This is a genomic window from Kitasatospora sp. NPDC057904 (assembly GCF_042887925.1).
GTDB lineage: Bacteria > Actinomycetota > Actinomycetes > Streptomycetales > Streptomycetaceae > Kitasatospora.
The window spans coordinates 1-17,061 of the sequence record NZ_JBHVOL010000018.1 but is presented as its reverse complement, the minus strand read 5'-3'; the positions used below and the strand labels follow the sequence as shown (position 1 = coordinate 17,061).

Here is a 17,061-nt window from a genome sequence, read left to right as displayed (position 1 = left end):
CCCCGACCGTCGCGCGTAGGAGTCCCCGATGAACGCGGTCCTCATCGCCCTCCTGGCGCTGCCGCTGCTCGGTGCAGCCCTCACCCTGGCGCCGGTGTTCGGCCCGGACGCGGGCGTCGCCGACCGGCGCGCGCTGCGGCTGAACTCGGTGCTCACCGGCGCGGTGCTCCTGGTCAGCCTCGCCCTGGCGGCCGGGTTCGACCACGGCGAGCCCGCCCGGATGCAGGCCACCACGGACGTGTCCTGGATCCCCGCGATCCACGTGCGCTTCCACCTCGGCGTGGACGGCGTCTCGCTGCCGCTGATCGTGCTCACCGCGCTGCTCACCTTCCTCTGCGCGCTGTACTCGGAGAAGCGGCTGCCGGCCGGGGACAACGTGCCGTCGGCGCGGGCCTTCGTCGGGCTGTTCCTCCTCCTCGAAGTCGGCATGCTCGCCACCTTCGCGGTGCTGGACCTCCTCCTCTTCTTCATGGCCTTCGAGATCGTGCTGATCCCGATGTACTTCCTGATCGCCCGCTGGGGGAGCGGCGCGAAGGTGCCGGCCGCCAACCGGTTCATCCTGTACACGCTGCTCGGCTCGGCCGTGATGCTGCTCGGCTTCCTGCTGATCGGCAGCAAGGCGGGCACCTTCGACATGCAGGCCCTCGCCGCCGGGCACGGCAGCGGCCTGAGCCACACCACCCAGGTGACCGCCGCGCTGGCGATCATGATCGGGCTCGCGGTCAAAGCCCCGGCCTGGCCGCTGCACAGCTGGCTCCCCGACGCGCACACCGCCGCCCCGACGGTCGGCTCGGTGCTGCTCGCCGGCGTGCTGCTGAAGATGGGCACCTACGGTCTCGTCCGCGTCCTCCTCCCGGTCGTGCCCGACGGCACCACGACGCTCGCCCCCTACCTGGGCGCGTTCGCCGCCGTCGGCATCGTCTACGGCTCGCTGGCCTGCCTCGCCCTCGCCCGCCGCGGCTCCAAGGGCGACCTCAAGCGCCTCATCGCGTACTCCTCCGTCGGCCACATGGGCTTCGTCCTGCTGGGCATCGCCTCCCTCACCCCGGTCGGCGTGAACGGCGCGCTGTTCGCCAACATCGCGCACGGTCTGATCACCGGCCTGCTGTTCTTCCTCGTCGGAGCGCTCAAGGACCGCTACGGCACGGCGGACCTCGACACCCTGTCCGGCACCACCGGCGCCGCCCTCTACGGCCGCGCGCCGCGGATCGGCGCCCTGCTCGCCTTCGCCGCCGTCGCCAGCCTCGGCCTGCCCGGGCTGGCCGGCTTCTGGGGCGAGCTGCTCGCCATGTTCGGCGCGTTCGACCCGGCGGCGGGCCTGTCCCGCCCGGCCTTCGTCACCTACATGGTCCTGGCCGGCCTCGGCACCCTCCTCACCGCCGCGTACCTGCTGATCGTCGTCAAGCGCGTCTGCATGGGCGACCCCGAGCAGCCCGCGCCGGTGGCCGAGCTCGCCGACCTGCGTCCGTACGAGGCCGTCAGCTGGACGCCGCTGGCCGCCCTCACCCTGCTCGCCGGCCTCTGGCCCGCGCTCCTGCTCGGCCTCTCCGACCCAGCCGTCAAGCACCTCCTCGGAGGTGGCTGACATGCTCGGAGCCCGGCTCGCCGAACTCGGACCTCACTCCACGGGGCAGCACACTGTGACCTCCCTCGCCGTACCCAACGCGGGCAGCCTGATCCAGTCCGTGGACTGGGTCGCGATCGCGCCGCCGCTGATCGCCGCCGTGGCCGCCCTCGCGGTGCTGGTCGCCGACCTCTTCCTGCCCGAGCGCCACAAGAAGTGGCTCGGCCGCCTCACCGCGGCCGGACTCGCCCTCGCGCTCATCTCGCTCCTCCCCCTCACCGGGGGATCACCCCGGGCGACGTTCTGTGCGCAGAACGTAGCAGGGGCCACTGACAACGCGGGCTGCTCGTACGTCGCGGACCACTTCGCCCTGGTGTTCCAGCTGCTCGCCCTCGGCGGCGCGCTGATCGCCGCGCTGCTGTCCGCGCACACTGTGGAGAGCGAGAAGCTGCCCGGCGGCGAGTACTGGTTCCTGCTGCTCTCCAGCGCCACCGGCGCCGCCCTGCTGCCCGCCTCCCGCGACCTCGCCACCATGGTGGTCGCCCTGGAGGTCGCCTCGCTGCCCGCCTTCGCGCTGGTGGCGCTGCGCCGGGACGGCCGGGGCGCCGAGGCCGCGCTGAAGTTCTTCGTCTCCTCCGTCACCGCGACCGCCGTGATGCTGCTCGGCGTCTCCTTCGTCTACGCGGCCAGCGGCAGCCTGCACCTCGGCGCCGTCGCCGAGGGCCTGGAGCACGCCCCCGCGCAGCTCAAGCCGCTGGCCGAGGCCGGTGCCGTTCTGACCCTCGTCGGCTTCGCCTTCAAGGTGGCCGCCGTCCCGTTCCACTTCTGGGTGCCCGACACCTACACCGGCGCACCGCTGCCCGTCGCCGGCTACCTGTCGGTCGTCGGCAAGGCGGCCGGCCTCTCCGGCCTGGCGCTCGCCACCACGGTGGCGTTCCGCCCGTACGCCCACACCTGGGGCCTGGTGCTCGCGGTGCTCGCCGCCGTCACCATGACCGTCGGCAACGTCGGCGCGCTGCGCCAGCGCTTCGACACCCGCTACAGCGCGGTCCGGCTGCTCGCCTGGTCCTCCGTCGGCCAGGCCGGGTACCTGCTGGTGCCGCTCGCCGCCGCCGGCTACGCGCCCACGGCCGCCGACCCGCTGGGCGCCACCGCCGCGTACGCGCTGATCTACGGGGTCGTGAACCTCGGTGCGTTCGGCGTGGTCGCGGCGGTCGGCCGGCGGGCCGGCACCAGTGTGGACGACTTCCGCGGGCTGTTCGCGCGGAGCCGCTGGACGGCGCTCGCCCTGGCCTTCTTCCTGCTCTGCCTGGCCGGGCTGCCGCCGGGCGTGATCGGGCTCTTCGGCAAGGTCGTGGTGTTCCGGGCGGCCGTCGACGCCGGGCTGGGCTGGCTGGCCGTGGTCATGGCCGTCAACGTCGTCGTCGCGCTGTACTACTACCTGCTCTGGACGGCCCGGTTGTTCGCTCCGGCGGCGGTCGCGGCCGGCGTCGAGGCAGGCACCGGGGCAGGCGTCGAGGGAGGCGTCGAGAGTCGGCTTCCGTTGAGTCTGACGGCGACGCTGGGGCTCACCGCTTCGGTCGCCGTGGTGTTGTCGGTCGCTCCGCAGCTCGTGCTCCAGGTGGCGGGTGGCAGCCTGTTCTGACCCGTCGGGCGGGCTCTGAGGTGGGTGGGCACTCGGGGGTGAGGGTGGTGTCACCTCTGTCGGCTGTGTCACAAGGGAACAAGGTCCCCGGCCCCGCCCGTTGACCGGGCAAGAGGGACGAGGCAGAAAGGGCTTCCCCACCGCGCCATTGGAGGGCCTGACGTGCACCGCCGGCACAACGGACTGAGGACCGCCGTCCTGCTCGGCGGCCTCTCGGCGCTGATCCTGGTGATCGGCGGCTTCTTCGGCCGGAGCGGCCTCGTGATCGCCCTGCTGGTCGCCGTCGGGACCAACGCCTACGCGTACTGGAACAGCGACAAGCTCGCGCTGCGGGCCATGCGGGCCCGGCCGGTCAGCGAGATCGAGGCGCCGCAGCTCTACCGGATCGTCCGGGAGCTCTCCACCTCCGCCCGCCAGCCGATGCCCCGGCTCTACATCTCGCCCACCCCCGCCCCCAACGCCTTCGCCACCGGCCGCAACCCGCGCAACGCGGCGGTCTGCTGCACGGACGGCATCCTGCAACTGCTCGACGAGCGCGAGCTCCGGGGGGTGCTCGGCCACGAGCTGAGCCACGTCTACAACCGGGACATCCTGATCTCGTCGGTCGCCGGGGCGCTCGCCTCGGTGGTGATGTTCCTCGTGAACTTCGCCTGGCTGATCCCCTTCGGACGCAGCGAGGACGACGACGGGCCGGGCCTGTTCGGGATGCTCGCGATCATGATCCTCGGACCGCTGGCGGCCGGGCTGATCCAGCTCGCGGTCAGCCGCTCCCGCGAGTACCAGGCCGACGCGGACGGTGCCCGCATCACGGGGGATCCGCTGGCGCTGGCCAGTGCGCTGCGGAAGCTGGACGCCGGTACGCGGCGGCTGCCCCTGCCGCCGGAGCCTCAGCTGCAGACGGCGAGCCACATGATGATCGCCAGTCCGTTCCGGCCGGGTGAGGCTGGGGCCCGGTTGTTCTCGACGCATCCTCCGATGGGGGAGCGGATCGCTCGGCTTGAGCGGATGGCGGGGTATCGGGGCTGAAGGTTCCGCTGCGCGGGGCTTGGGGTGTGGGGTGGGCTTTCGGGTGGGTGGGGTTCGCCGGGGGTGGCTGCGGGGGTGGCCGCTCCGGGGGCTGGATGATTTTCCGACTGCCGACTCTGTGGGTGGGGTGTTCTCGCCGTTGGCAGTCTGAAAATCACCCGTCACGCCCCTCTCCGCGGCCACCCCCTCCGCCACCCCCTCCCGCAGCGCTCCCTCTCGCTGGGGAGGGATGAGGGGTGGGTGGGAGGTTGAGGTGAGTGGGTCGGGTGGGTGGGTTTGGGGGTGGGGGTGGGGGGTGGTTTGAGTGGGTGCGTTGGTGCGGGGGGCTATGAGGTCAGGGATTCGTACGCCCTCCTCAGGCGGTGGATGCCCTCGGTCGCTTGTGTGGCGCTCTCGGCTGCCGCGTAGCTGAGGCGGAGGTGTGCTGCCGGGGGTTCTGCCGGGTGGTACGGGCGGCCGGGGGTGACGAGGACGCCGGTTCGCAGGGCCGCTGCGGTGAGGACGGCGTCGTCGGTGCCGTCCGGCAGGCGTAGCCACAGGTGGTAGCCGCCCGGGCGGTAGTCGTCGAGGAAGCCCGGCAGTTCGCGGTGCAGGGCGGCGACGGTGGCGGTGCGGCGGTCCTGGAGTTCGGCCCCCAGCGTGCGCAGGTGGCGGGGCCAGCCGGGGTCGGAGACGAGTTCCAGGGTGGCCTCCTGGAGCGGGCGGGGCACGAAGAAGCTGTCCACGACCTGGGTGGCCCGCAGTCGTGCGAGGGCCGGGCCGTGGGCGGTCAGGGCTCCGACCCGCAGGTTGGGCGAGGCCGCCTTGGTCAGGGAGCGCAGGTGGACCACGACGCCGTCCTGGTCGTCGGCGGCCAGTGGGCGGGGCAGCGCGGGGGCGTCGGTGTGGACCAGCAGCCGGGCGAAGTCGTCTTCGAGGACGAACGCCCCGGCGGCGCGGGCGATCCGCAGGACCTCGGTGCGCCGTTCGGGGGAGAGCACCGCGCCGGTCGGGTTCTGGAACAGCGGCTGACAGACGAAGAGCCGGGCCCGGCTGGCCGCGAAGGCGTCGGCCAGCAGGTCGGTGCGGACGCCGTCGGCGTCGACCGGGACGGGGACGGGCCGCAGCCCGGCCGCGTGCAGGACCGCGAGGATCCCCGGGTACGTCGGGGACTCCACCAGGACGGGTGTGCCGGGCGCGGCGAGCGCCCGCACCGCGACGGTGAGGCCGCCCTGTCCGCCGGCGGTGATCAGGACGTCTCCGGCGCCGATCGGGCCGCCGGTGCCGCCGATGTCCCGGGCGAACCAGCCGCGCAGTTCGGTGAGGCCGTCGGCGGGCGGGCGGTCCCAGGCGCCGGGGCGGCGTCCGGCCCGGGCGAGGGCGCCGGCCAGCAGGCGTTCGGGGAGCAGGCCGGCGTGCGGGTAGCCGCTGTTGAGGTCGATGACGTCGGGCGGCGGCACGTTGAGGGTGGCCATCACCGGTGCGGCGAGCAGGTCGCGCGGGCCGGAGCCGGCGCTGAGCGCGACCTCCTGCCAGGAGAGGTCGCCCGTGCGGGCGCTCGGCGCGGCGGCGAAGTGGGCGGCCCGGAACACCCCGGCTCCCGGCCGGGAGACGACCAGCCCCTCGGCCGCGAGGACGGCGATCGCCCGGGAGACCGTCACCGGGCTGACCTGGTGGCGCTCGACGAGGGCGCGGCTGGACGGCAGCTTTCGTCCTTCGGGGTAGCGCTCCACCTCGCGGCGCAGGCTTTCGGCGAGTTCGGCCACACTGCTACGCTCGTTCATGAAGGCACAAGATAGCGCTATTCGAATGTCGGCGATAGCACCGCGGATCGTCGGCCCTGGTTCGGCAGCGGCCGCCGGCACCCTGCCCGCCGCCCTCGGGGTGCTCCTCTTCTCGTTCAGCTTCCCGGCCACCTCCTGGGCCCTCACCGGCTTCGGCCCCTGGACGGCCACCGGGCTGCGCGGGGCCGGGGCGGGCCTGCTCGCCGCCCTCTACCTGGCGGCCGTCCGCGCCCCGCTGCCGACCCGGCGGCAGTGGCCCGGCCTGCTCGTCGTCGCGGCGGGCTGCGTCCTCGGCTTCCCGCTGCTCACCACGCTCGCCCTGCGGATGTCCTCGACGGCGCACTCGGCGGTGGTCATCGGCCTGCTGCCGCTGGCGACGGCGGTGTTCGCGGCGTGGCGCACCGGCCGTCGGCCGTCCCGGGCGTTCTGGGGGGCCGCGCTGGTGGGGGCGGCGGCCGTGATCGCGTTCACCCTGCTGCAGAGCCACGGCCGGCCGAGCGCCGCGGACTGCCTGCTGTTCGCGGCGCTGCTCGTCTGCGCCGCCGGGTACGCGGAGGGCGGGCGCCTGTCGCGGGACCTGCCGGGTGCTCAGGTGATCGCGTGGGCGGTGGTGGCCGCGCTGCCCGCGACCGTGCTGACCACCGCGCTCGCGTTGCCCGCCGAGCCCGTCCACCCGGGCGCGAAGGCGCTGGTCGGGCTGGCGTACACGGCGGCGGTGTCGCAGTTCGGCGGGTTCGTGCTCTGGTACCGGGGGATGGCGGCGATCGGCGTGCCGAGGGCGAGCCAACTCCAGCTCGCACAGCCGCTGTTGACGCTCGTGTGGGCGGTTCTGCTGCTGGCCGAGGACCTGCCGGCGGCGGCTCCGGTGACGGCCGTGGTGGTGCTCGTCTGCATCGCCGTCACCCAGCGCGCCCGTGCGTGAGGGCCTGTTCGGGTGATGCGCCGCGCGCGCCCCGGGCTTCGGTGGGCGGCCGCTGGTAGTGGTGGGTCCGACCACCGCCAGCCCGAGCCCGGAAGGCGCGCCGCGTGACTCTCCTGCCGAAGGACGTCGTGGACCGGGCCCGTCTGCGCCGACGCCGGCGCGGGCGGGCCCTGGTGGGCTGGCTGACCACGACCGACCACAAGCGGATCGGCACCCTCTACATCACGACGTCGTTCCTGTTCTTCCTCGCCGGCGGCGTCATGGCACTGCTGATGCGGGCCGAACTGGCGCGCCCTGGGCTGCAGTTGATCGACAACGAGCGGTTCAACCAGCTGTTCACCATGCACGGCACGATCATGCTGCTGATGTTCGCGACCCCGCTCTTCGCGGGCTTCGCCAACTGGATCATGCCGCTGCAGATCGGCGCACCGGACGTGGTCTTCCCGCGGTTGAACGCGCTCGCCTACTGGCTCTACCTGTTCGGCTCGCTGATCGTCATGTTCGGCTTCCTGACCCCGGGCGGCGCGGCCGACTTCGGCTGGTTCGCCTACGCGCCGCTCAACAGTCGGATGCACAGCCCGGGCCACGGCGCGGACCTGTGGATCATGGGACTGGCGCTCTCCGGGTTCGGGACCATCCTCGGCTCGGTCAACTTCGTCACGACGATCGTCTGCTTCCGGGCGCCGGGCATGACGCTGTTCCGGATGCCGATCTTCGTCTGGAACGTCCTGCTCACCGCGGTCCTGGTGCTGTTCGCCTTCCCGGTGCTGGCGGCGGCGCTGCTCTGCCTGGAGTCGGACCGGCGGTTCGGCTCGCACGTCTTCGACCCGGCCAACGGCGGGGCGATGCTGTGGCAGCACCTGTTCTGGTTCTTCGGGCACCCCGAGGTGTACATCATCGCCCTGCCGTTCTTCGGCATCGTCACCGAGATCATCCCGGTGTTCAGCCGCAAACCGGTCTTCGGCTACTCCGGCCTGATCGGCGCGACGGTCGCCATCACCGGCCTGTCGATCACGGTCTGGGCGCACCACATGTTCGTCACCGGGCAGGTGCTGCTGCCGTTCTTCTCGATCATGACGATGCTGATCGCGGTGCCCACCGGGGTGAAGTTCTTCAACTGGATCGGCACGATGTGGCGGGGCTCGCTGAGCTTCGAGACGCCGATGCTGTGGACCGTCGGCTTCCTGGTGACCTTCCTGTTCGGCGGGCTCACCGGGGTGCTGCTGGCCGCGCCGCCGATCGACTTCCACGTCTCCGACTCGTACTTCGTCGTCGCGCACTTCCACTACGTGGTGTTCGGGACGGTGGTGTTCGCGATGTTCGCCGGATTCCACTTCTGGTGGCCGAAGTTCACCGGGCGGATGCTGGACGAGCGGCTCGGCCGGATCCACTTCTGGACGCTGTTCACCGGCTTCCACGCCACCTTCCTGGTGCAGCACTGGCTGGGCGCCGAGGGCATGCCGCGCCGGTACGCCGACTACCTCGCCTCGGACGGGTTCACGACGCTGAACACCGTCTCCAGCATCGGCTCGTTCCTGCTCGGGGCCTCGACGCTGCCGTTCCTCTACAACGTGTGGCGGACGGCGAAGTACGGGAAGCCGGTGGAGGAGGACGACCCCTGGGGGTACGGGCGGTCGCTGGAGTGGGCCACGTCGTGCCCGCCGCCGAGGCACAACTTCGTGACGCTGCCGAAGATCCGCTCGGAGTGCCCGGCGTTCGACCTGCACCACCCGGAGATCGCGGAGCTCGACCGGAGGCAGAACGGCCCCCGGGACCGCCCGTCCGACGGGGTTCGCTCGTTAGGATGAGCGGCGTGCCCCGCCGGCTCCGGGGCGCGGCATCCGGAGGGAGTGGGCCGTCATGGCAGACGAGAGGCACGCCCCGGCCGGGGACGCCCCCGCCCGGCGACGCGGCCAGGGCGAGCTGGAGGCCCAGGTGCTGGCGGTGCTCCAGCGCGCGCCCGGCCCGGTCACCGCGGGGTGGGTGCAGGAACGCCTGGACGGCGGCCTGGCGTACACCACCGTGATGACGATCCTCTCCCGGCTGCACGCGAAGAACGCCGTCTCCCGGACCCGCTCCGGCCGCTCCTACCTCTGGCAGGCGTCCTCCGACGCGGCCGGGCTCGCCGCCCTGAGGATGCGCCGGATGCTCGACGGCGAGGCCGACCGGGACGCCGTCCTGGCGAGCTTCGTGAGCGCCCTGCTCCCGCACGACGAGGAGCTGCTGCGCGCGCTCCTCGACTCCGCGTCCGCCGATCCGGCAGCGGCCGACCGTGAGAGCTGACCCGTGGGCTTCTTCGTCTTCCTCCCGCTGATCCTGCCGCTGACGGCGGTGCCGATCGCGCGCCTCACCGGGCAGCACCTGCACCCGCGGGGCGCGGCCCGGCTGATGACCGTGATCAGCGCGGTGATGGCGGTCTGCAGCGTGCTGTGCCTCGGCCTGATCGGCGTGGTCGGCACCGCGCAGATCCCCGGCAACCCGCTGCCGGACAGCTGGTCCGACCCGGAGGTGCGGGCCGCGCTGCCGTACCACGAGACGGTCGGGACGGCCGCGATGTGGCTGCTGGTCCTCGTCGGGGCGGCCTGCCTGCGGACGGCGGCGCGGCACCTGCGGGTGCGGGCCCGGGCCCGGCGGGCGCTGGACGGCCTGCCGGCGGGCTCCGGGCCGGACGCCGACCTCGCGGTGCTGCCGGACGCCAGCCCGTACGCGTACGCGCTGCCGGGTTCGCCGGGGCGGGTCGTGGTGTCCACCGGGATGCTGGAGGGCCTGGCCGAGGACGAGCGCGAGGCGCTGGTCGCCCACGAGCGCGCGCACCTGGTGCACCGGCACCACCGCTACCTGCTGGCCACCCAGCTCGCGGCCAACGTGAACCCGTTCCTGCGCCCGCTCCAGGAGGCGGTGGCCTTCAGCGCGGAGCGCTGGGCGGACGAGGACTCGGCGCAGGCGGTGGGGGACCGGCGGATCACCGCACGGGCGGTGGCCCGGGCGGCCCTCGTCGCGCGTCCCGTGCCGTCCCCGGGCTTCGCGGCCTTCGCCGCCCCGGCACCGGCCCCCGGCCCGGTGCCGCGCCGGGTCGCCGCGCTGCTCGGCCCGGTGCCGTCCGATCGCAACTGGCCGCCGGCGAAGACCCCGGCGGGCCTGGCCGCGATGGTCGCCGCGGTCGGGACGGCGGCGTCGGCGCTGTGCGCGCTCAACGCCGCCGTGGCGCTGCTCGTCGTCCTGAAGGCCGTCACCCCGTTCTAGGCGGCGGCCAGTGCGTCGAGCGTGGCCCCGGCCCGTGCGAGCGACTCCGCGGCGATCGGCCGGAGCCCGTTCAGCGCGGGCACGTCGTCGGCGCGGGTGAGCTCGGCGGTGACGACGTGCAGGTTCTCCTCGGCGACGCCGAGGTTGCCGAAGTACGCCCGCAGGTACGGGACCTGGAAGTCCTGGTGCTCGCGCGGGGTGCCCGGCCCGTAGCCGCCGCCGCGGACGGCGACGACCACGACGCGGGTGCCGCCCAGCAGCTTCGCGCCGGTGTCCGGGTCGACGTAGGCGCCGGGGAAGGAGACCCGGTCGATCCACGCCTTGAGGCCGGTGGAGACCGTGAAGTTGTACATCGGGGACCCGACCACCAGGGTGTCCGCGGCCAGCAGCCGGTCGATCAGCGGGCGGGTCAGCGCCCACTCGCGCTCCTCGTCCGGGGTCTCGGCGAGCGCGGCGACGTCGTCCAGGGGGAGCCCGCCCTTGCGCTCGGTGCGGCGGCCGAGGGCGTCGTAGGCGGCGTGCACCGCGGGCACCGGGTCGGCGACGAGGTCGTGGTGGCGGTGGGTGGCGGCGGCGCCGTGCCGGGCGCGCCAGACGGCGGCGAAGCGGGCGGTCAGGGCGCGGCTGACCGAACCCTCCGGGCTGATGCTGGAGTCCAGGTGGAGCAGGGTGGCGGACGTCATGGTGCTCTCCTCGTCACCTCGGGGTCGGGCGGAACGTCATACCGGTGACGGGCCGGGCCGAGGAAAGGTGACTGATGAGCGGGGACGGATTTCCGGACGACGCGCTCGCCGCGCGCTTCGAGGCCGAGCGCGGGCGGCTGCGGGCGGTGGCGCAGCGGATGCTCGGCTCGACGGGCGAGGCGGAGGACGCCGTCCAGGAGGCCTGGCTGCGGCTCGGCCGGACCGACCCGGCGGAGGTGGCGAACCTGCCGGGCTGGCTGACCACCGTCGTCTCCCGGATCTGCCTGGACCTGCTGCGCGCCCGCGCGGTGCGCCGTGAGGAGCCGGCCGACGAGGCGCTGCCGGACGGGCCGGCCGGGGCCGGGGACCCGGAGGAGGAGGCGTTGCTGGTCGAGTCGGTCGGCCGGGCGCTGCTCGTGGTGCTGGACCGGCTGGGCCCGGCCGAGCGGGTCGCCTTCGTGCTGCACGACGGCTTCGCGGTGCCGTTCGAGCGGATCGCGCCGATCGTCGGCCGGACGCCGGTGGCCGCCAAGAAGCTGGCCAGCCGGGCCCGGCAGCGGGTGCGCGGGACGGCCGCCGGCCCGCCGGAGCGCCTGGCCGGGCACCGTCGGGTCGTGGAGGCCTTCCTGTCCGCCGCGCGCGGCGGGGACCTGGACGAGCTGCTGGCGGTGCTCGCGCCGGACGTCGTCCGTCGGGCCGACCCGGCCGCGCTGCCCGCCGGGCGCTCCCTCGTCGCGCGCGGGGCGCTCACCGTCGCGCGGGAGACGACGGTCTTCGGCCGCCGGGCCCGGTTCGGCGCGGTGGCCCTGGTGGACGGCGTGCCCGGGATCCTGATCGCGCCGGGCGGACGGCTGCGGCTGGTGCTGCGGGTGGCGGTCGCGGACGGCCTGGTGGCCGGGTACGAGGTGGTCGCCGACCCGGCCCGGCTGGCCGGACTGGAGCTCGCGGTGCTGCCGTAGGGCGTCAGGACTCGTCGGCGAGCCGGACGGTCATCTTGCCGGTGCTGCCGATCACGCGGCCGGCGCCGAGCAGCCGGGCGAACTGGCCGGCGGCGGTGCCGACGCCGCCGGCCGCGGCCGAGACGAACACCGTCTCGTCGGGCCGCAGCTTGGCGATCATGCCCAGGACCACGCTGCTCGGCGCCCCGGCCGGCCTCGCCGTCACCGACCTGGGGCCGCTCCCGCCCAGCCGCTCCGTCGGGTACGTGACCACGCCCGAGCCGGCCGCGACGGCCGCCGTCCGGGCGCTGATCCGCGAGCTGCGGGCCGGGCCGCTGCCGGAGGGGCTCGTGGCGGCCCGTCCGGTTCAGTCCTCCAGCGACTCCCGCAGCGTGCGGAACTCCGCCGCCAGCGCGTCCAGCGTGTAGTGCGCGTTGAGCCCGCTCGGGTTCGGCAGCACCCACACCTCGGTCCCGCCGATGCCCTCCGGCTGCCGCCCGATCACGGCCTTCCGCGCCCCGAAGGCCGTCCGGTAGGCGCCGATCCCGAGGACGGCGAGGACGAAAGCGGCACTTTGGGTGAGAGTGCAGCTACTCAGTGATAGCGTCGGAGTGCCGACTGCGATAGCCAAGCGTCGGCATTGGAATGAACGCCGCAGGGCTTGCGGTGTCAGGGCGTGGAGCCTTAGCCGTTGGGCAGGCCGTGAATCGCCAACCTGGCAACCGGGTAACCGGAAGCCCAGTCCGGACAGTGGGCCGGAGGGAATCCCTGCCCTTGTGACCGGGAGGAAGCCAAGCCGCAGAACAGGACGCGTTCGGCCATCGATAGCACCCGATCACGTGGTGTCCTTCGTGGGTGGAAGCGACCTGGTGGCGGGTGCCACGTGCACCCGCCTCTTTTCAGTTCCCCCGCGCCCGGTCCGGCGGGAGCGCAGCCACCGGAGGCCGAGGACGACGACGGCCGCGTACGTCCAGCCGGCCAGGATGTCGACGATGAAGTGTTCGGCGCCGTACACCAGCGTGAAGGCCATCGCGAGCGGATAGGCGACGAGCAGCGCGCGCAGCCAGGGGCGGGCGGTCGGCCAGAAGAAGAACAGCAGCATCGCCGGGTAGGCGGAGTGCAGCGAGGGCATCGCGGCGACGTCGTTGGCGAACTGGCTGCCGTTCTCGAAGACGGACTGCGCCTGCGGCAGCCCGATGTCGGTGAGCGTCGAGGACACCACCCGGGTGAGCCCGGGCAGGTGGCCCTCCTGGGCGACCAGCCACGGCGGGTCGGCCGGGTAGAGCAGGTAGGTCGCGAAGCCGGCGAAGGTCAGCACCAGGTAGCAGGTGAGCAGCCGGACGTACCGCGCGTGGTCGCGCCGCCAGAGCACCGCGAGGACCACGAAGACCAGGAAGAAGTGCGAGAGGTAGACCGTGACCGCCGCGTAGTCGTACCAGTGCGGCGAGCCGGGCGTGTAGAGCGCGTCCTGGAGCCGGACGGTCCAGGTCCGGCCGAAGCCGAGCACCTCGTCGGCGTCCAGCTGCGGCAGCCAGTGCGGCGCCCAGGGGGTGTGCGCGCCGTAGCCGCGAAGCAGCGAGTACGTCCACACCGCGGCCATGACCGGGACCCAGTCGCGCAGGACCAGGAGGAAGCCGCGGGGGCCGTGTCCGCTGTGCACGGCGGCGGTCAGCAGGGCGCCGATCAGCCAGCAGAAGACCACGTCGTTGGCGGACGGCAGGCCGTTGCCGCGCACGTACCAGGCGAGGGAGGCCAGGTAGAGCGGCCAGGCGAGCAGCCGCAGCGGCCGGAGTCTGGCCGCCGCGCCCACCGGGCCGGGCCGCCCGGCCCGCACGAGTCGTGGTGGTGGGGCCGGCCGCAGCAGGTTGGTCATGCCCGCTGAAACTAGCGGCGCAAGCTGGGAGGAGCCTTGATGAACGATGACCGGATCTTAAGAAAGTCCTACTCGTGCCGGGTGGTGCGGGTCGGTCCGGTGCCGCCTCGCAGCCGGTTCAGGAGACGATGCCGAGCTCGTGCGGGGTGTTGTTGAACCGCCGACCGCCGTTCGCCGTGACGGTGACGATGTCCTCGATCCGCACCCCGAAGCGGCCGGGCAGGTAGATCCCCGGCTCGATCGAGAAGCACATGCCCGGCACCAGCGGCTGCTCCTCGCCCTCGACCAGGTACGGCGGTTCGTGCGTGGTGATGCCGATGCCGTGGCCGGTGCGGTGGATGAAGTGCTCGCCGTAGCCGGCGTCGGTGATCACCCGGCGGGCGATCCGGTCGATCTCCTGGCAGGTGACGCCGGGGCGGACGGCCTCGAACGCGGTCTGCTGGGCCCGCCGGACCACGTCGTGCACCTTGCGCACCTCGGCCGGGACGTCCGTGCCGACGTGGACCGTCCGCGTGGTGTCCGAGCCGTAGCCGTCCTTGAGGCCGCCGAAGTCGAGCACCACGGTGTCGCCCCGCTCGATCACCCGGTCGCCGGCCTCGTGGTGCGGGTTGGCGCCGTTGGGGCCGGAGCCGACGACGGTGAAGTCGACCTGGCTGTGGCCGTACTGGATGAGCAGCGCGCCCAGGTCGGCGGCGACGTCGGTCTCCCGGCGCCCGGCGAACTCGACCTCCAGGACGCCCCGGTACGCGGCGTCCGCGGCGCCGCCGGCCGCGGCGAGGCGCTCCAGCTCGTCGGCGTCCTTGACCGCGCGCAGCATCGGCAGGCTCGCGGTGAGCGAGGTGAAGCCGGTGCCGGGCAGCGCGCCCTGCAGGCCGAGCAGGTGCATGGCCCACGCGTTGTCGGAGACGCCGTACCGCCCGGCCGGGTCGAGCAGCGGGGCGGCGGTGGCGTACGGGTCCTCGCCGTCGCTCCAGTCGAGCAGCCGGACGGCCGGGGCGCCGGGGGCCTTCTCGGCGTCCGGGCGCTCCAGCCGGGGGACGACCAGCGCGGGCTCGCGGCCGGTGCCGAGCACCAGGGCGGTGAGGCGCTCGGTGATCGCGGTGGGCTGGTAGCCGCACAGGTAGACCAGGTCGGGGCCGGGGGCGACGACCAGGCCGGCCAGTCCGGCGGCGGTCGCGTCGGCGGCGGCGCGGGCCAGCCGGGCGCGGTAGTCCTCGGTGGTGAAGGGTCGGGGCACGGGTCTTCCTCCTCAAGGTCCGGACGGGCTGCTGCCTGGAACTCCATCACGCGTCCGGGGCCCCGTCACCCGTCCGGGGCCGGCGCGGTGGGCCGGAGCTCCGCCGGGCGCGGGCCGCCCGGGACGCCGTCACGCCCGCGCGGCGGCGGCGAAGTGACGCAGGAACAGCGCCTCGACGTGGGCCATGTGCTCGATCTCGCCCGGGTCGACGCTCTCGTTCGGCGCGAACACGAGCGCCGGGACGAGGTAGAGGAAGACGCAGGCCAGGCCGTAGACCGCCATGGTCGGGGCGGAACGCAGGCTGGCCACCGAGCTGGTGGTCATCAGGGCGAGCGTGAGCCAGGACATCCGCGGGGCGGCGGCGACCCGGGCGGCCACCGCTCCGCCGCGCTCCCGGGTGGCGGGGCCGGCCTGCGGGCCGTCCGGGCGGGGTGGGGGCGCGTCCCTGGAACTCATCCGGGTCCTCCTCCGGTGCGGGGTCCTCGTCCGGTACGGGCTCCGGGGGTGAGCTCCGGGGGTGGGCTCCGGGAGGGGGGCCGGGGCGGGCCGTACCCGGCCAGTTCACCCGTCTGCCCGGAGCGCCGCATGCGGCGCGCGCCCGCCCGGGTGACCGTGCATCGGTCCCGTCGGCGCGCCGGCGAGCGGCGTCGCCGCCCAAACGCGCGCTCCGGGAGCGGGAGTTCGAGCACCCGTGCGGACTCCGGACGGGCACGGAATCATAAATTCCGGGCCGGTTGTCGGTGCGGTGGGACACGATGTCGAGCATGTCGTATGAACTCCAGGCGCTGATTGGCACGTTGGAGCTGCTGACGGTCGCGGCGGCCGAAGTGCCGGCCGCGCGGGTGGCGCCGCTCGCACAAGGACTGGCGCTGATCCCGGCCACTCCCGCGTTCCTGTCCGCCTTCCGGGCCGACGGTGACGAGCGCAAGTCCGAAGGCGGCGCCGGCTTCGCCTGGCACCCGGACGGCTTCGAACTGCGGCTCGCGGCCTGGTCCAAGGCGGGCCCGGTCGCCTGCGTCGAGGCCGACTTCTTCGGCGGCACCGGCACCCAGCGCGCCGCCGTGTGGACCGACGGCCGGCTCGAACTGGGCCCGCTCAGCAGCGCGTTCGAGCCCTTCGCGTCCGGCGGAAGCCCGATCTCCCGCGTCCTGCGGCAGCTCGGCGCCCGGGTGGGGGAGGGGCGGGTGGACGAGTTCGAGGCGGTCGGCCTCGGCGCCCACCGCAGCACCGAGGGCTGGGCGGCGACGGCGGGTTGAGCCGTGCCGGGCCGAGCCACGCCGGGCGCGGGGGCCGCCGCTGGGGCCGCCGCTGGGGCCGCCGCGCCACCGTTCGGCGTACGTGCGGTGGCTGCGTCCGGGTGGCTGCCCCACGGTGTGAGTCAGGCGATCTCGCCCCACTCGTACCGAGAGGAAGCAGTACCCATGCGTGCCACCTGGATGGCCGCCGCGCTGACCGCAGCCCTCGCGCTGACGCCGGTCGCCTCGGCATCCGCCACCGCCGCGGGCAACGGCTCCGCGGCCCCCCGAACCCCCGTCGTCTCGGCCCCGCTCGCTGACGACCCGCTCCCGAGCGTCCCCGTGCCGAGCGTCCCGGCCCCGGCGGTCCCCGCCCTGCCGTCCGTCCCGGCCCCCGCGGTCCCGGCCCTCCCCGCCACCCCGGACCTGTCCGGCATCATCAAGACGGTCACCGATCTGCTGTCGAGCGTGACCTCCTCCGTCCCCGGCGTCGTGGGTCAGCTGCTGGCGACCGTGACCAACCTCCTGTCGGGCCTGCTCGGCTCGCTGCCGGCACCCCCGTCACTGCCGGTGACCGTGCCCTCGGTGACCCCGCCGGCCCCGCCGAAGCTCCCGTCCACGGCCACCCCGGACGGCCGGGACGGCCGGGATACTCGGGGCGGCCGGGATGCCCGGGACGCTCGGGACGTGAACGAGCGGCTCGCCTCCCTCAAGGCGCAGGCCCAGGCCCTGGCCGACGCCACGGCGGCCCGTACCGCCCTCCACCCCCACCCCGCCGCCGGCTGACCCCACCCGCCGCACTCCCCGGCCCGACGACAAAGGCCCCGGTCCCGCACCGGCGGGCTCTAGCGATCCCCGCAACACCCTGAGTTCAGGGAGTTGCGGGGATCGTGGATTTTGAGGGCTTGAAGGCGAGGTTCTTCGAGGCGTTG

General features: G+C 74.0%; 17 protein-coding genes and 1 pseudogene. 11 read left to right on the top strand and 7 right to left on the bottom strand.

What is annotated here, in order from left to right:
- The first annotated feature begins 28 nt into the window (after positions 1 to 28).
- From ACFVSN_RS33595 to htpX, 3 genes are all read left to right on the top strand, one after another.
- The gene (locus ACFVSN_RS33595; RefSeq protein ID WP_387957342.1) at positions 29 to 1,585 is read left to right on the top strand and encodes a NuoM family protein; all 1,557 of its coding nucleotides are present in this window, start codon (positions 29 to 31) and stop codon (positions 1,583 to 1,585) included.
- 1 nt (position 1,586) lies between these two features.
- Complete coding sequence (locus ACFVSN_RS33590) at positions 1,587 to 3,209, top strand: NADH-quinone oxidoreductase subunit N (RefSeq protein ID WP_387957340.1); 1,623 nt, start codon at positions 1,587 to 1,589, stop codon at positions 3,207 to 3,209.
- Positions 3,210 to 3,371: 162 nt separating this feature from the next.
- Positions 3,372 to 4,235, top strand: coding sequence for a zinc metalloprotease HtpX (htpX, locus tag ACFVSN_RS33585; protein ID WP_380444771.1), 864 nt, complete (start codon positions 3,372 to 3,374; stop codon positions 4,233 to 4,235).
- Between the two features lie 326 nt (positions 4,236 to 4,561).
- On the opposite strand, the gene ACFVSN_RS33580 is transcribed toward htpX, so the two are convergent.
- Entirely contained in the window at positions 4,562 to 5,998 is a 1,437-nt protein-coding gene (locus ACFVSN_RS33580; protein ID WP_387957338.1) for a PLP-dependent aminotransferase family protein, read from the bottom strand.
- Here ACFVSN_RS33580 and ACFVSN_RS33575 point away from each other — a divergent pair.
- From ACFVSN_RS33575 to ACFVSN_RS33560, 4 genes are all read left to right on the top strand, one after another.
- Positions 5,997 to 6,920, top strand: coding sequence for a DMT family transporter (locus ACFVSN_RS33575; protein WP_387602200.1), 924 nt, complete (start codon positions 5,997 to 5,999; stop codon positions 6,918 to 6,920). The two genes, ACFVSN_RS33580 and ACFVSN_RS33575, sit on opposite strands and share 2 nt — an antisense overlap.
- A 113-nt stretch (positions 6,921 to 7,033) precedes the next feature.
- On the top strand, positions 7,034 to 8,728 hold the full coding sequence (gene ctaD / locus ACFVSN_RS33570; protein ID WP_387957430.1) for a cytochrome c oxidase subunit I: 1,695 nt from the start codon (positions 7,034 to 7,036) through the stop codon (positions 8,726 to 8,728).
- Between the two features lie 52 nt (positions 8,729 to 8,780).
- Positions 8,781 to 9,203 (top strand): BlaI/MecI/CopY family transcriptional regulator, encoded by a 423-nt coding sequence (locus ACFVSN_RS33565; RefSeq protein ID WP_380435797.1) that lies wholly within the window; start codon positions 8,781 to 8,783, stop codon positions 9,201 to 9,203.
- A 3-nt stretch (positions 9,204 to 9,206) separates the two neighbouring features.
- Positions 9,207 to 10,163 (top strand): M56 family metallopeptidase, encoded by a 957-nt coding sequence (locus ACFVSN_RS33560; RefSeq protein ID WP_380435799.1) that lies wholly within the window; start codon positions 9,207 to 9,209, stop codon positions 10,161 to 10,163.
- Here ACFVSN_RS33560 and ACFVSN_RS33555 read toward each other — a convergent pair.
- On the bottom strand, positions 10,160 to 10,846 hold the full coding sequence (locus tag ACFVSN_RS33555; RefSeq protein ID WP_387957337.1) for an FMN-dependent NADH-azoreductase: 687 nt from the start codon (positions 10,844 to 10,846) through the stop codon (positions 10,160 to 10,162). The two genes, ACFVSN_RS33560 and ACFVSN_RS33555, sit on opposite strands and share 4 nt — an antisense overlap.
- Positions 10,847 to 10,920: 74 nt before the next feature.
- Between ACFVSN_RS33555 and ACFVSN_RS33550 the strand changes: the two genes are divergently transcribed.
- Positions 10,921 to 11,805, top strand: a complete 885-nt coding sequence (locus tag ACFVSN_RS33550; RefSeq protein WP_380497375.1) for a sigma-70 family RNA polymerase sigma factor — start codon at positions 10,921 to 10,923, stop codon at positions 11,803 to 11,805.
- A 37-nt stretch (positions 11,806 to 11,842) separates the two neighbouring features.
- On the opposite strand, the pseudogene ACFVSN_RS33545 reads toward ACFVSN_RS33550, so the two are convergent.
- Positions 11,843 to 11,971, bottom strand: a pseudogene (locus ACFVSN_RS33545) (NADP-dependent oxidoreductase); the annotation flags it as partial.
- On the opposite strand from ACFVSN_RS33545, the gene ACFVSN_RS33540 reads away from it, so the two are divergent.
- A complete protein-coding gene (locus tag ACFVSN_RS33540; RefSeq protein WP_387957335.1) occupies positions 11,964 to 12,212 on the top strand; it encodes a hypothetical protein in 249 nt (82 codons plus the stop codon). The pseudogene ACFVSN_RS33545 and the gene ACFVSN_RS33540 sit on opposite strands and share 8 nt — an antisense overlap.
- Here the strand turns inward: ACFVSN_RS33540 and ACFVSN_RS33535 are convergent.
- From ACFVSN_RS33535 to ACFVSN_RS33520, 4 genes are all read right to left on the bottom strand, one after another.
- Positions 12,152 to 12,415: a hypothetical protein gene (locus ACFVSN_RS33535; protein WP_380435807.1), complete on the bottom strand. Its 264-nt coding sequence runs from the start codon at positions 12,413 to 12,415 to the stop codon at positions 12,152 to 12,154. The genes ACFVSN_RS33540 and ACFVSN_RS33535 overlap by 61 nt on opposite strands.
- Before the next feature lie 204 nt (positions 12,416 to 12,619).
- On the bottom strand, positions 12,620 to 13,657 hold the full coding sequence (locus tag ACFVSN_RS33530; RefSeq protein ID WP_387957333.1) for a phosphatase PAP2 family protein: 1,038 nt from the start codon (positions 13,655 to 13,657) through the stop codon (positions 12,620 to 12,622).
- Between the two features lie 118 nt (positions 13,658 to 13,775).
- Positions 13,776 to 14,894: a M24 family metallopeptidase gene (locus ACFVSN_RS33525; RefSeq protein ID WP_380435811.1), complete on the bottom strand. Its 1,119-nt coding sequence runs from the start codon at positions 14,892 to 14,894 to the stop codon at positions 13,776 to 13,778.
- Between the two features lie 129 nt (positions 14,895 to 15,023).
- Positions 15,024 to 15,350 (bottom strand): hypothetical protein, encoded by a 327-nt coding sequence (locus tag ACFVSN_RS33520; protein WP_387957330.1) that lies wholly within the window; start codon positions 15,348 to 15,350, stop codon positions 15,024 to 15,026.
- A gap of 308 nt (positions 15,351 to 15,658) precedes the next feature.
- Here ACFVSN_RS33520 and ACFVSN_RS33515 point away from each other — a divergent pair, with 308 nt between their 5' ends.
- Both ACFVSN_RS33515 and ACFVSN_RS33510 read left to right on the top strand, forming a co-directional pair.
- Positions 15,659 to 16,150 (top strand): hypothetical protein, encoded by a 492-nt coding sequence (locus tag ACFVSN_RS33515; protein ID WP_387957328.1) that lies wholly within the window; start codon positions 15,659 to 15,661, stop codon positions 16,148 to 16,150.
- Between the two features lie 165 nt (positions 16,151 to 16,315).
- The gene (locus ACFVSN_RS33510; RefSeq protein WP_380435819.1) at positions 16,316 to 16,915 is read left to right on the top strand and encodes a hypothetical protein; all 600 of its coding nucleotides are present in this window, start codon (positions 16,316 to 16,318) and stop codon (positions 16,913 to 16,915) included.
- Positions 16,916 to 17,061: the final 146 nt, after the last annotated feature.